The sequence below is a fragment of the Falsirhodobacter sp. 1013 genome, from assembly GCF_051195255.1.
In the GTDB taxonomy this organism is placed as follows: Bacteria; Pseudomonadota; Alphaproteobacteria; order Rhodobacterales; family Rhodobacteraceae; genus Falsirhodobacter.
Genome location: NZ_JBNJLK010000003.1, coordinates 18,450 through 30,827, shown reverse-complemented (window position 1 = coordinate 30,827; position 12,378 = coordinate 18,450). Strand labels below are relative to the sequence as shown.

Sequence of the window (12,378 nt, the reverse complement as noted above, 5' to 3'; positions counted from 1 at the left end):
ACGCGCCACCGGATGGTGAACCTTCCGCCTGTCCGCAAGGACATAGGGGAGGAAACACATGACCATCCGACTGGCCCTCGTGGGCCTTGGCAAGATCGCGCGGGACCAGCATCTGCCGGCCATCGAACAGACCGAGGGGGTGCGCCTGACGGCCATCGCCAGCCGCCACGCCGGCCATCCGGACCTGCCATCCTATCCGGAGATCGACGCCCTTCTGGCGGCCGAGGAGGCGGAGGCCATCACCCTGTGCACGCCGCCGCAGGGCCGCCACGCGCAGGCCCGCGCCGCCATCGCCGCCGGTCGGCACGTGATGCTGGAAAAACCGCCCGGCGCCACCGTGACCGAGGTGCAGGACCTGGCCCGACAGGCAAAGGCCGCGGGCGTGACCCTGTTTGCCACCTGGCATTCGCGCGAAGCGGCGGCGGTGGACGCGGCCCGCGACTGGCTGGCCACGCGCCCCATCCGCCATGTGCGCATCACGTGGAAAGAGGATGTGCGCCACTGGCATCCCGGTCAGGAATGGATCTGGCAGGCGGGGGGCCTAGGCGTCTTCGATCCGGGCATCAATGCCCTGTCCATCGCGACCGCCATCCTGCCCGCGCCCCTGTTCGTGACGGCGGCCGAACTGTCCTTCCCGTCCAACCGCGCGGCCCCCATCGCGGCCCGCGTCGCGATGGAATGCGGCGGCGCGCCGGTGGAGGCGGAGTTCGACTGGCGCCAGACCGGCCCCCAGACCTGGGACATCGAGGTGGAAACGGAGAACGGCACCCTGCGCCTGTCGCATGGCGGCAGCCGCCTGCATCTGGACGGGGTCGAACAGATGGCCGCGCCCGACCGCGAATACGCCCGCCTTTACGCCCGCTTCGCCGACCTGATCCGCGCCGGACAGTCCGACGTTGACCTGGCGCCCCTGCAATTGGTGGCCGACGCCTTCCTTCTGGCCAACCGCCACCAGGTGGAGGCGTTCGAGGAATGAGCGTCCTGCGCGAAGCCTTCGGCCCGCAGATGGAGCGGGTCACCCTGCGCCTGCCCTCGGGCGTCGAGGCGCGGATCATCACCTTCGGCGCCGCCCTTCAGGCCCTGATCCTGCCCGACCGCGAGGGGCGGCTGGACGACGTGGTTCTGGGCCATGACGATCCCGACGGCTATCTGGCGCATCGCAGCATGTATGGCGCCACGGTCGGCCGCTATGCCAACCGGCTGGCGGGCGGGCGCATCCCCGGCGGGCAGGTGACCCCGAATCAGAACGGCAACGCCCTGCATGGCGGGCCGGACGGGTTCGACCGCCGCCCCTGGACGATCGAGCATTGCGACGACACCTCCGTTACCCTGTCGCTGGTCAGCCCCGACGGCGATCAGGGATTTCCCGGCAACCTGACCGCCCGCGTGACCTATGCGCTGACCGACATGGACGGCCCCGAGCTGCGCCTTCTGTTCGAGGCGGAAACGGACGCCGACACGTTCGTGAACCTGACGAACCATTCGTTCTTCAACCTTGGCGGCCATCTGCGCGACGCGGCCCGGATGCGGGACGTGATGGGGCATGTGATGCAGATCGATGCGGACCGCTATCTGCCGGTGGACACGACCATGATCCCGGAAGGCCCGCCTGCACCTGTCGAAGGCACCCCCTTCGACTTCCGCACGCCGCGCCCCTTGGGCGAGGCCATCCGGGCCGATGACGAACAGCTTCGGCGCGGTCAGGGCTATGACCACAACTTCTGCCTGAACGGCAAACGCGCGGCCGTGGTGCACGATCCCGCCTCGGGCCGGTGGATGGAGATGTGGACCGATCAGCCGGGGGTGCAGCTGTATTCCGGCAACCTCCTGTCGCCCACCCGTCCGGGCAAGGGCGGCCTGTCGCCGCGCGTGGGCGACGCCTTCTGCCTGGAACCCCAGCGTTGGCCCGATAGCCCGAACCGTCCGGACTTCCCGCTCTCCCTCCTCCGGGCGGGCGAGGTGTACCGGCACGAAACGCGGTTGCGCTTCGGGGTGAAGTGACCCCGACGGCGCGGTTTAGCCGAACAGCGCCGTCATCCCCAGCACCTCGTGCAGCAGATCCTCCGTGGCGGCGACAACCACGGGGGGCACCGGCCGGGCGGGATCATATCCCATCCGGCCGTTCGACCAGCCCACACCCCCGCATTCGGCCACGACCAGCATTCCCGCCGCGTGATCCCAGGGCTTCGCCATGGGCGACACGATCACCTCGGCATGGCCCAGCGCGAACTGGCGGTATTCGTGGCAGGAACAGCGCAGGTCCGACGCGCGGGCAAAGGCGGGCAGCGTTCCGGCCACCGCGGCCCGACGTTCCGGCGGATAAAGGAACAGCGGCACGAAGGCCCGCGCCCCCGCCAGCGGAACAGCTTCAGAGCCCGTCAGGCGCAGGGGCGGATGGCCGGGGCGGCAGTACCACGCCCCCTCCCCCTTGGTGGCCATGATCCAGTCATCCCCCACCGGATCGTAAAGCAGGCCGAACACCGTCTCGCCCGCCTTCGTGACCGCAAGGATCGTGCCGAAGGTGGCCATCCCGTTGACGAAGTTTCCCGTCCCGTCGATCGGATCGATGATGACCGCGTGATCCGCGCCGGCCAGCCGGTCCAGCAGGGACGGATCGGCTTCCACCGCCTCCTCCCCCACCACCAGCGCGCCGGGGCACAGGCGTTCGGCGGCGGCCGCGATGGACCGTTCGGCGGCCTTGTCGGCCACGGTCACCAGATCCTGCGGGCCGGTCTTCACCTCGATCGCGTCGGGGGACAGGTTGCGGAAACGCGGCAGGATGTCTTCCCGTGCCGCGTGGCGGACCGCCTCGATCAGGCCGTCCCGTGTGCTGTGGTCCATTGCCGGCTCCCTGCCGCTGTCATGCCCCCAAGGCGTAGCGGGCCGCCGCCCCGACCTCAAGCCGTCGCAAGGTTTTCAGGAACGGATCGGGCATCCGGCTGTTCCTTCCCCATGCGCAGCTTGCGTAAGGACGACCAGAACAGCAGGATTTCCCATGACCAACTATCCCAAGCCCCCCTATCCCGAACAGCAGCAGGACATGCCCGGCCAGACCGAGAAGATGACCCCGCGCCCCGACCATGGCGAGGAAAGCTATGTCGGGTCCGGCCGTCTGGCGGGACTGAAGGCGCTGATCACGGGGGCCGACAGCGGCATCGGCCGCGCCGTCGCGCTTGCCTATGCGCGCGAAGGCGCGGATGTGGCGATCTCCTACCTGAACGAGGATGACGACGCCGAGGAAACGGCCCGTCTGGTGCGCGAAGCCGGTCGCAAGGCCCTTCTTCTGCCGGGCAACATTGCCAAGGCCGAGCATTGCCGCCAGATCGTGGACCGGACCATTTCGGAACTGGGCGGGATCGACATCCTGGTCAACAATGCCGCGCACCAGGCGACGTTCGACAAGCTGACCGACATCCCGGACGAGGAGTGGGAGATCACCTTCCAGATCAACCTCCACGCCATGTTCTACCTGATCAAGGCCGCGACGCCGCACATGAAGCCGGGCTCGGCCATCGTGAACACCACCTCCATCAACGCGGACAAGCCGAACCCGGGTCTGTTGGCCTATGCCACGACGAAGGGCGCGATCCAGACGCTGACGGCGGCGCTGGCGCAGGGTCTGGCCGAGGACGGCATCCGCGTGAACTGCGTGGCACCGGGCCCGATCTGGACGCCGCTGATCCCCTCGACCATGCCCGCCGACAAGGTGGCGAATTTCGGCAAGCAGGTGCCGTTCCAGCGCGCCGGTCAGCCGGCCGAACTCGCCTCGGCCTATGTGATGCTGGCGGAACCGCGCTCCAGCTACACCTCGGGGGCGACCATCGCCGTCACGGGCGGCCAGCCGATCCTGTAAGCAAGAAGGGCCCGCATTTGCGGGCCCTTTCCCTGTCAACCGACGCTGACACCGCGCGACATGCGCAGGGGCGCCGGGACGGCCGGCGTCACCTCGGCCGCGAACCATGCCACCGTCTGCGGCAGCCCTTCCGACAGCAGCACCTTCGGCTGCCAGCCCAGCCATTCCCGCGCGCGCGAAATGTCGGGACGGCGGCGCTTCGGATCGTCCTGCGGCAAGGCGCTGAACACGAGGGGGGAGCTTGTCGGCACCAGGTCCCGCACCATCTTGGCCAGTTCGCGGATCTCGAACTCCTCGGGGTTGCCAAGGTTGACGGGCGTCGCGGGGGCCTGTGCCGTTTCCATCAGCGCGATCAGCCCCGCCACGAGGTCCGAGACATAGCAGAAGCTGCGCGTCTGAAGCCCGTCGCCATAAACGGTCATCGGATCGCCGCGCAAAGCCTGCACGATCATGTTCGACACGATACGCCCGTCATCCGCCCGCATCCGGGGGCCATAGGTGTTGAAGATCCGCGCCACCCGCACATCCGCACGCTGCCCGCGCATGAAATCGAAGCACAGCGTTTCCGCCGCACGCTTGCCTTCGTCATAACAGGCGCGCGGTCCGGTGCAGTTCACGTGACCGACGTAATCCTCCTGCTGGGGATGCACCTCTGGATCGCCATAAACCTCGCTGGTGGAGGCTTGCAGAAGCCGCGCGCCGTTGCGTTCGGCCAGTTCCAGCATGTTCAGCGTGCCAACGACGTTGGTCATCATCGTTCCCACCGGATCCGCCTGGTAATGGGGCGGCGAGGCGGGGCTGGCGAGGTTGTAGACCCGGTCCAGCTTTTCCGACAGGACCAGCGGACGCGCCACGTCGTGCCGGATCAGCCGGAAGGTCGGGAAGTTGCACAAGGGCAGGACGTTCTCCTCCCGCCCCGTCTGGAAGCTGTCCAGGCAGATGACGCGGTGCCCCTGCTGCAACAGCGTCTCGCACAGGTGGGAGCCGACGAAGCCGGCGCCGCCGGCAACAAGGATGGTAAGTGCGGTGGTCGACATGCCGATCTCCTCCTCAGCGGGTCGCAGGTTGGGTGGTCATCGCGTCCATCATGTCCCGCGCGCGGGCTTGGCCGGTGTGGCTTTCCAGCACGATGCGGCGGGCGGCCTCCCCGATGCGGCGGGCGTCCTTTTCAAGTCCCCGCACCACGTCTTCGGTTCCCCCGGCGATCAGGATGGCCTGCCCGTTCGGGAACAACTCGTCCAGCCCGCGCCAGTCGTCGCTGATGACGGGCACGCCGCAGGATCCCGCCTCGAACAGGCGGACGCTGGGGGACCAGCCCATCCGCCGCATCGCCGCCCGCGTCACGTTCAGGGTGAAGCGTTGCGCGTTGTAGAAGTCGGGATGGTCGGCGGGGGGCAGATGCTCGATCCGTTCCACGTTCGCGGGCCAGTCGATGTCGTCGGGGTATTGCGGACCGGCCACGACGAAACGCATGTCGGGCAGACGGCGCGCAGGTTCCAGCAGCAGCGCCTCCAGCGTGGGCTGACGGTCGGGGGAATAGGTGCCAAGATAGCCCAGATCCCACCGTTTCGCCTTGTCGGGCTGCGAGGGGTACAGCGCCTCGTCCACCGAACAATACAGCGCCTCGGCCCGCTTCGCACCGCGCATATCGTGCAGATGGGTCAACACTTCGCCGCCGGCAAAGCTGAAATAGATGTCGAACAGCGGGATCTGACGCGCGGCCAGGTATTCACAGGTGCCCTCGTCCAGCGCCTGAAGCGTCACCGGCGTGTCGATGTCATAGAAGGTGAACTGCCGCAGCCCCATCCCCGCCAGCCGGTCGATCAGCGCGATCCCGTCCGGCACATACGATCCGATCATCACGCTGTCCGCCCCCCGCAGCCGGTCGCCAAATTCGGTCAGCATCGCATCGGGATCGGAGTACAGGACCAGTTCGCAGAAGTCCGGGTCCGGCAGGTCGCGATGCGGCGCATACCACGGCACGTCGCGTTCCAGAAACAGGACGCGGTGGCCTTCGGCGGCCAGCCCCTTGATCAGCGCCCGGAACGTCGTCGCATGCCCGTTCCCCCAGGCCGAGGACAGCGAGAGGCCAAGGATCACGATTTCCATTGGGCGGCGGGGGGCGGCCATGTTCATCACACCCTCTCCTCGGCATGGGCGCGGAACAGGGCATGCGCCTGTTCGGCCCGGTTGGCATAGGTGTGATCGGCCAGCACCCGCCGCAGCGCCGCGCGCCCGATGGCTTGCGCCCGTTCGCGCGAGACGGAGGTCAGGATGTCCGCCACCTCCTGCCCGTCGCGGGCGACCAGCACCTCCTCGTCGGGTTTCAGGAACAGGTCGATCCCTTCCCAGTAATCGGTGATCAGGCAGGCGCCGGCGCCCGCGGCCTCGAACACGCGGGTGGCGGGGGAAAAGCCGTTCACGGCCATGCTGTCGCGCGCCACGTTCAGCACCATGCGCGGCGTGCAGTTCAGCGCGTTGTGATCGGCGGTGCGGACATGGCCCAGCTTGCGGATGTTGCCGGGCATGTCCACGTCGCCCCAGCCCGATCCGCCGATCAGGAAGCTTTGCTCCGGCGCCAGCTTCGCGGGATGCAGGAAGAATTCCGCCACCCGCGCGTCACGGTCGGGCAAACGGTTTCCAAGGAAGGCCAGATCGCAGGCAAAGCGCGGGTCGGGATCGACGGGATGGTGTGTGTCCGGGTCCAGCGCGTTGTAGACGGGAACGCAGCGCCCGACGCCCAGTTCGCGATAGGCCGCCACCACCGGATCGCCACCGCCATAGGTCAGCACCATGTCCAGGTCGGGCAGCACGCGGCGCATCGGGTGATCCGCCGCCGCGCGCAACTCGGCCAGCGTCGCGGGCGCATCCACGTCCCAGAAGATGCGCAGCGCCCTCGGCTTCGCCGCCGCCATGACGGAGGCCAGAAGCCGGTCATCCTCGAACCCCACGCCGGAGGCCTTGACCACGATGTCGTAGCGCGCGGCTTCGGCCGCCACGCGCTCCAGCGCCTCCACCGTGCCGTCATAGACGACGACGCGGCACCAGTCCGGCGGGTCGATGTCGCGGTTGGCCTGACGGTCGTAGACGTCGGGTTCATAGAAGGTGATGTCGTAGCCCTTGGCCGCCAGCGCCCGCAGCATCCCGCGATAATAGGTCGCCGCGCCATTCCAATAGGCGGACAGCAGGCTGGAACCATAGAAGGCGATCGAGGTCATGCGGTCTTCCTTTCGGCGGCGGTGCGGTCGTTCAGGATGGTCAGAAGCTCCTGCACGCGATGGGCGCAGGTGTGGCGGGCGCGGATCGTTTCCAGCCCCCGCGCGGCCTGTTCGGCACGGGCGGCGGGGTCGTTGACCAGTTCACGCAGGTGGCGGCGCATCTCCTCGCCGTCCTTGGCCCAGCGGAAATCGCCGTCGCGGAACAGGCCCTCGGCGTCGGACCACGGGGCAGAGACGAGGGGGATGCCGCAGGCCAGCGCCTCGAACGGGCGGATGGTGGGGATGCCGGGCAGTTCGCGCACGTAAGGCCCGCGCGGCACATGCACGGTCACGCGGTGGCGGGCAAAGGCGCGGGGCACCTCGGCATTGGCGATCCAGCCCTTGAAGGCGATGTTCGCCTGCTGCAACCGCTGAAGCGCCTCGTCTGGGTAACGTACGCCGCGCACGGTGGCGCGCAGGCCCAGATCGTGGACGGGGTTCATCAGGAACTCCGACAACTCGGCGCTGCGTTCGTCATCGCCCCAGTTGCCGATCCAGATGAGGTCGCCTTCCTCCTCCGCCTCCATCGGGTGGAACAAGGCCGCGTCCGCCGCCTCGTGCCAAGTGTAGACCTGACGGCCCCAGCCGGCCTTCAGATACCGTTCGCGCAACGCCTCGCCGAACGCGAGGATGCCGTCATAGCCCGACAGATCCAGACCCGCGATCTCCCCCTCGCGGCTGACGGCGCGGTGGTGGGTGTCGTGGAACAGGAGCGTGAAGCGCCCGCCCGCCTGGCGCAGCGCCCCGATCTGCGCGACCAGCGCGGGATCGGTCCATTCGTGCACCACCACCACGTCCGCACGTTCCACCTCGGCCGCGTGGTCGAAGTCGGGGCCGTAGACCTGCGCGTTCAGCATCGGGAAGGTGGCGTGGAAGGCGTCCACCGCATGGTCGCCCTGATCTGCGATCAGGTTGTCGCGGCTCCAGCTTTCCTCGGGCTCCAGCGCAAGGGCGTCGTGGCCCAGCGCCAGCAGTTCGCGCATGACGCCGCGCAGGAAATGCGCGTTGCCGTGGTTCCAATCGGATATCAGCGAATGGGTGTAGAACAGAAAGCGCATGTCACCTCGTGGCGGCTTGTCGTTGCGGTTCGAACAGTCGCGAATAGATCGCCAGCATGGCGTCGGCCTGCGCCTGCGGGACAAAGCGCAGGGAACGGCGCTGCGCCGCCTGCCCCATCCGGCGGCGCAAGTCGGGATCGCCGGCCAGCCCGTTGACGGCCTGCGCCAGCGCGGAAGCATCGGTTGGCGGGAAGAAGATCGCGGCGCCGTCCCAAAGCTCCCGGAAGGTCGGGATGTCGGCCAGTACCAGCGGGATCGCGGCGCGCGCGGCTTCCGCCACGGCCAGACCGAACGGTTCGTAAAGCGAGGGGGACACGAAGATCCCCGCATCCCGCATCAAGTCCAGCGCGTCCCCATGCGGCAGGTTGCCGGCGGCGGTGGCGTGGCGGGGGGTGAAGCGCTGCCCCGTGGGCCCCTCCAACGGCCCCAGAAGGGTCACGGGCCAGGTCATCTGCGCCGCCGCCTGATCCAGCATGGTGCCATTCTTGCCATCGTCCCACCAGCGACCGGAGGCCGCGACCCTCGGCCGGTCGGCCGTCTGGGTGGGCGGGGCCAGCGTGGCGTTCGGCACCACGGTCACATCCAACGCTCCATAGACCTGCCGCAAAAGCGCCGCGTGCGAGGCCGAGGGTGCCACCACCGCATCGGCCCGCCGCAACCCGGCCATGTTCAGGTCGCGTTGCCATTCCCAACCGTCAGGCAGCCCGCTGTTGCGAACCACGCGGAACCATGTGGACACGCAGGAATGGCTGACCGCCACCACCGGCACGTTCACCTGCAAGCCTGCGGCATGGGTTGGCAGGTTCAGGTGGATCAGATCCACCTTATGCCGCGCCGCCGCCTGCGCCACGGCGTCCGGCACCCCCGTCAGCGCCGCAGCGTCGGTCACGGTCCAGTCCAGCGGCAGGTCCGCCCAGTCCAGAGCGCCCAGCGCCTCCGCTTCCTTCCGGCGGTCGGGGGATGGCGGCGGGCCGAAACCCAGAAACACCACCTCCATCCCCGGCAACGCACGCGCCAGATCCATGGCGTAGCGCCACACCCCCCCTGCCGCGTCCAGCGTCATGAGGAGGCGAAACCTCATGCGCGGACCCGCGTCGGCTCGATGTCCGGGAAGGTGCGGTTCTCGCGCAGCCAGCGGGCCAGGTCGGCCACGCCCTCGCGCCAGCCGACCTTGGCCTGCCAGCCGATTTCCCGCTGCAGAAGGCCCGTGTCCGCCACGAAATAGAACTGGTCCCCCTGCCGCCAGTCGGAAAAGCCCAGCGGCACCGGATGGTTCACCACGCGTTCGATCTCGTGCAGGACGGTCTTCAGGCTGACGGAGTTCGCGACCCCGCCGCCAAGGTTGAACGCCCGCCCCTTCAGCTTGCCGATGTTGTCCAGCACGCCGCGATAGGCCGCGACCGCGTCCGAGACGTGCAGGATGTCGCGCACCTGCTTGCCGTTGCCATAGACCGAAATCGCCTCTCCCATTAGGGCGCGGATCAGGAAGTGGGCGACCCAGCCCTGATCCTCGGTCCCAAACTGGCGGGGGCCATAGATGCAGGACATCCGCAGCACGGCCGAAGGGATGCCGTAGCTTTTGGCGTAATCCAGCACGTACTGGTCCGCCACGCCCTTGGAGCAGCCGTAGGGCGTGCAGAAGTCCAGCGGACGATCCTCGGCAATGCCGTTTTCGCGCACCCGCGCGTCGGCGGGGACGTAGCGGTCGTCGGTTTCCAGCATCCGCAGATCGTCCAGCGCGCCATACACCTTGTTGGTGGAGGCGAAGACGATCGGCACCGGCCGCCCCGTGGCGCGAATGGCTTCCAACACGTTGACGGTGCCGCGGGCGTTGATCTCGAAGTCGTCGATGGGCGCGGTCAGGCTGGTCGTGACGGCCGTCTGGCCGGCCAGATGGATCACGGCCTGCGCGTCGCGGATGGCGTCGCGCATCGCGGCTTCGTCCCGCAGGTCGGCGGGCATGGGATGCACCCGGTCGCCGTGACGGTCCGCCAGCCAGCGCAGGTTCTGGTCCACCCCGGGCCGCGACAGGTTGTCCACGACGATCACGTCATGCCCGTCGTTCAGGAAGCTGTCGGCCAGATTGGACCCGATGAACCCGCTGCCGCCGGTGATCACCACCGGCTTCACCGCCTTGGCCAGCGACGGCGCGGCCAGATGCGTCACCTCGCGCACGCGGGCAAGGCCGCCATCGGTCAGCAGGCGCGCCAGCAGCTTCGGCTGGCCCTCGGCCTCCACCGCGCCCATGTGGTAATGGCGCGGGTCGAACCAGAAGCCTTCCTGCACGGCCACCGTCTTGGGCAGGTCGCGCCACGCGTACCAGTAGAGGCGATCGGCTGGCGCCTCCATCACCTTGGCAAAGCGGCGCGCCTGTTCCATCTGGTCGCCGCGCCAGGTGGAATAGCCGGCTTCGGTGATCCACAGCTCCGGCGCGCCATAGCGGGCGAGGATGGCCCGCATCTCGCCCAGATGCATATCCCAGCCGCGCCAGGCGCCTTCCTCGCTGTCCCATGTGCCGGGGAAGCCGTGGAAGCCCACCGCGTCGCATTGTTCCAGCACGCCGCGCTGGCCCATCAGGTCCAGCCACAGCGGGTCGAACGGGCACGGCCCGCCCAGAACGGTTTTCCAGCCGCGCTGCTTGATCCAGTAGGCCGCGCCGCCCACCATCTCGCAGAACAGCTGGTAGTCGTGATCGGCTCGCCAGTCCCAGTCGAGGAGGTTGTTCGGCTCGTTCCACAGCTCCACATGCGAAAAGTGCCGACCGTGACGGGTCAGCACGTGATCGATGAAATCGGCGTAATCCTTCAGCACCTTCGGCGCGCCCGTTGTCCGCCCGTTCCGCGACAGCGACGGGGGCGTGTAATGGATGCAGGGCAGCAGGTCGATCTGGCCACCCAGCTTGGGGATCAGCCAGTCGAACCAGTCCTTGCCGCCGGGGGCGAGGTATTCGGCCCAGCTGACATGGGTGCGAAGGTGGGACGCGCCGGACGCGAGGATTTCTGGCAGCACCGCCTCCACCCGGTCATGTTCGCCGGGGCGGAACCATTCGGCAAAGCCGTAGCCCCTCATGAAACGAGCCTCCGCTCCTCCAGATGGCGCCGCATCTCGGCGCCGCGATCGACGACCACCTCGCCGCCGACCCAGGCCACGAACTCATCCAGCGAATTCTCCAGCTTCTCCTTCGGTTCGAACCCGAGAAGGTCACGGGCCTTGGAGATATCGGCAAAGCAGTTGCGGATGTCGCCCGAACGGTACTTGCCCGTGATCTCGGGCGTCAGGTGCGGCAGGTTCATCGCCTCGGCCAGAAGGGTCGCCACCTGCGTCACGGTATAGGCGCTGCCCGACCCGATGTTGAACAGCTCCCCCGCCGCTTCGGGCTTTTCATAGGCCAGGCGGAACGCGCGGGCCACGTCGCGCACATGGACGAAGTCGCGGCGCTGTTCGCCATCCTCGAAGATCGTGGGCCGTTCGCCCGACGCCAGACGCGAGGCGAAGTTTGCCAGAACGCCCGTGTAGGGGTTGGACAGCGCCTGCCCCGCGCCGAAGACGTTGAACAGGCGCAGCGCCACGGCGTCGACGTCATAGGCCTCGCCGAAGATCATGACCTCCCGCTCCTGCGCGTATTTCGTCAGCGCGTAGATGGAGGCGAGGTCGACGCGCTTGTGTTCGTTCGTGGCGGTGGGCACCAGCGGCCGGCCGTCGGGGGCCACGGCGTTCCACTGGCCGGCCCGCACCTCGGCCGGCTTGCGGCGCACGTTTTCCAGAAGGGTGCCGTCGGGCAGCGCGTAATAGCCTTCGCCGTACACGCTCATGGACGAGGCGACGACGATGCGCTGGACGGGATGGGCCAGCATCGCCTCCAGCAGGACGGCGGTGCCAAGGTCGTTGGCGCCGACATAGCGGGCGATCTCGTACATGGACTGGCCAACGCCGACTTCGGCCGCAAGGTGGATGACGCCGTCGCAGCCGTTCAGGGCCGCGCGCACGCCGCTGGCGTCCTGCATGTCGCCGCGGACAAGTTCTGCCCCCTGGGGAAGGTCCGGCGTCGCGTCGCCGTGGACCTGGGCGATCATCGCGTCGTACAGACGGACCTCATGCCCATGTGCCAGCATCTCCTCGGCCACGTGCCGACCGATGAATCCGCACCCGCCCGTAATGAGCACCTTCGCCATCCGCAATTCCCTCACTATGTCGTGACCTGCGGGAACAA

The 12,378-nt window shown here is 68.2% G+C and carries 11 protein-coding genes; 3 read left to right on the top strand and 8 right to left on the bottom strand.

The annotated features are described in order from the left end of the window. Positions 1-58: 58 nt before the first annotated feature. Both ACSHZY_RS06400 and ACSHZY_RS06395 read left to right on the top strand, forming a co-directional pair. Positions 59-976 carry a Gfo/Idh/MocA family protein gene (locus ACSHZY_RS06400; RefSeq protein ID WP_435167033.1) on the top strand — a complete coding sequence of 306 codons (918 nt, stop codon included), beginning with the start codon at positions 59-61 and terminating at the stop codon, positions 974-976. Then, entirely contained in the window at positions 973-2,001 is a 1,029-nt protein-coding gene (locus ACSHZY_RS06395) for an aldose epimerase family protein (RefSeq protein WP_435167030.1), read from the top strand. The genes ACSHZY_RS06400 and ACSHZY_RS06395 overlap by 4 nt, the downstream gene beginning before the upstream one ends. A 15-nt stretch (positions 2,002-2,016) precedes the next feature. Here the strand turns inward: ACSHZY_RS06395 and ACSHZY_RS06390 are convergent, their stop codons facing one another. Beyond that, positions 2,017-2,841 carry an inositol monophosphatase family protein gene (locus tag ACSHZY_RS06390; RefSeq protein ID WP_435167027.1) on the bottom strand — a complete coding sequence of 275 codons (825 nt, stop codon included), beginning with the start codon at positions 2,839-2,841 and terminating at the stop codon, positions 2,017-2,019. A gap of 154 nt (positions 2,842-2,995) precedes the next feature. On the opposite strand from ACSHZY_RS06390, the gene ACSHZY_RS06385 reads away from it, so the two are divergent. Continuing rightward, positions 2,996-3,853, top strand: a complete 858-nt coding sequence (locus ACSHZY_RS06385) for an SDR family oxidoreductase (protein ID WP_435167024.1) — start codon at positions 2,996-2,998, stop codon at positions 3,851-3,853. A 35-nt stretch (positions 3,854-3,888) separates the two neighbouring features. Here ACSHZY_RS06385 and ACSHZY_RS06380 read toward each other — a convergent pair whose 3' ends face one another. The 7 genes from ACSHZY_RS06380 to ACSHZY_RS06350 are packed head-to-tail and all read right to left on the bottom strand — an operon-like array spanning position 3,889 to position 12,340. Further along, complete coding sequence (locus ACSHZY_RS06380; protein WP_435167021.1) at positions 3,889-4,890, bottom strand: UDP-glucuronic acid decarboxylase family protein; 1,002 nt, start codon at positions 4,888-4,890, stop codon at positions 3,889-3,891. 13 nt (positions 4,891-4,903) lie between these two features. Next, positions 4,904-5,989 (bottom strand): CgeB family protein, encoded by a 1,086-nt coding sequence (locus ACSHZY_RS06375; RefSeq protein WP_435167018.1) that lies wholly within the window; start codon positions 5,987-5,989, stop codon positions 4,904-4,906. Next, positions 5,989-7,071, bottom strand: a complete 1,083-nt coding sequence (locus ACSHZY_RS06370) for a CgeB family protein (protein WP_435167016.1) — start codon at positions 7,069-7,071, stop codon at positions 5,989-5,991. Before ACSHZY_RS06370 ends, ACSHZY_RS06375 begins: the two co-directional genes overlap by 1 nt. Next, positions 7,068-8,168, bottom strand: coding sequence for a CgeB family protein (locus ACSHZY_RS06365; protein WP_435167014.1), 1,101 nt, complete (start codon positions 8,166-8,168; stop codon positions 7,068-7,070). The genes ACSHZY_RS06370 and ACSHZY_RS06365 overlap by 4 nt, the downstream gene beginning before the upstream one ends. Position 8,169: 1 nt before the next feature. After that, complete coding sequence (locus ACSHZY_RS06360; RefSeq protein ID WP_435167012.1) at positions 8,170-9,249, bottom strand: glycosyltransferase family 4 protein; 1,080 nt, start codon at positions 9,247-9,249, stop codon at positions 8,170-8,172. After that, positions 9,246-11,237: an SDR family NAD(P)-dependent oxidoreductase gene (locus ACSHZY_RS06355; RefSeq protein ID WP_435167010.1), complete on the bottom strand. Its 1,992-nt coding sequence runs from the start codon at positions 11,235-11,237 to the stop codon at positions 9,246-9,248. Before ACSHZY_RS06355 ends, ACSHZY_RS06360 begins: the two co-directional genes overlap by 4 nt. Further along, positions 11,234-12,340 carry an NAD-dependent epimerase/dehydratase family protein gene (locus tag ACSHZY_RS06350; protein WP_435167007.1) on the bottom strand — a complete coding sequence of 369 codons (1,107 nt, stop codon included), beginning with the start codon at positions 12,338-12,340 and terminating at the stop codon, positions 11,234-11,236. The genes ACSHZY_RS06355 and ACSHZY_RS06350 overlap by 4 nt, the downstream gene beginning before the upstream one ends. Between the last annotated feature and the right edge of the window lie 38 nt (positions 12,341-12,378).

Coding starts and splice junctions, on each gene's coding strand:
- ACSHZY_RS06355 (WP_435167010.1), bottom strand. CDS start 11,237: ATGAGGGGCTACGGCTTTGCCGAATGGTTCCGCCCCGGCGAACATGAC.
- ACSHZY_RS06395 (WP_435167030.1), top strand. CDS start 973: ATGAGCGTCCTGCGCGAAGCCTTCGGCCCGCAGATGGAGCGGGTCACC.
- ACSHZY_RS06350 (WP_435167007.1), bottom strand. CDS start 12,340: ATGGCGAAGGTGCTCATTACGGGCGGGTGCGGATTCATCGGTCGGCAC.
- ACSHZY_RS06400 (WP_435167033.1), top strand. CDS start 59: ATGACCATCCGACTGGCCCTCGTGGGCCTTGGCAAGATCGCGCGGGAC.
- ACSHZY_RS06380 (WP_435167021.1), bottom strand. CDS start 4,890: ATGTCGACCACCGCACTTACCATCCTTGTTGCCGGCGGCGCCGGCTTC.
- ACSHZY_RS06390 (WP_435167027.1), bottom strand. CDS start 2,841: ATGGACCACAGCACACGGGACGGCCTGATCGAGGCGGTCCGCCACGCG.
- ACSHZY_RS06370 (WP_435167016.1), bottom strand. CDS start 7,071: ATGACCTCGATCGCCTTCTATGGTTCCAGCCTGCTGTCCGCCTATTGG.
- ACSHZY_RS06360 (WP_435167012.1), bottom strand. CDS start 9,249: ATGAGGTTTCGCCTCCTCATGACGCTGGACGCGGCAGGGGGGGTGTGG.
- ACSHZY_RS06385 (WP_435167024.1), top strand. CDS start 2,996: ATGACCAACTATCCCAAGCCCCCCTATCCCGAACAGCAGCAGGACATG.
- ACSHZY_RS06375 (WP_435167018.1), bottom strand. CDS start 5,989: ATGAACATGGCCGCCCCCCGCCGCCCAATGGAAATCGTGATCCTTGGC.
- ACSHZY_RS06365 (WP_435167014.1), bottom strand. CDS start 8,168: ATGCGCTTTCTGTTCTACACCCATTCGCTGATATCCGATTGGAACCAC.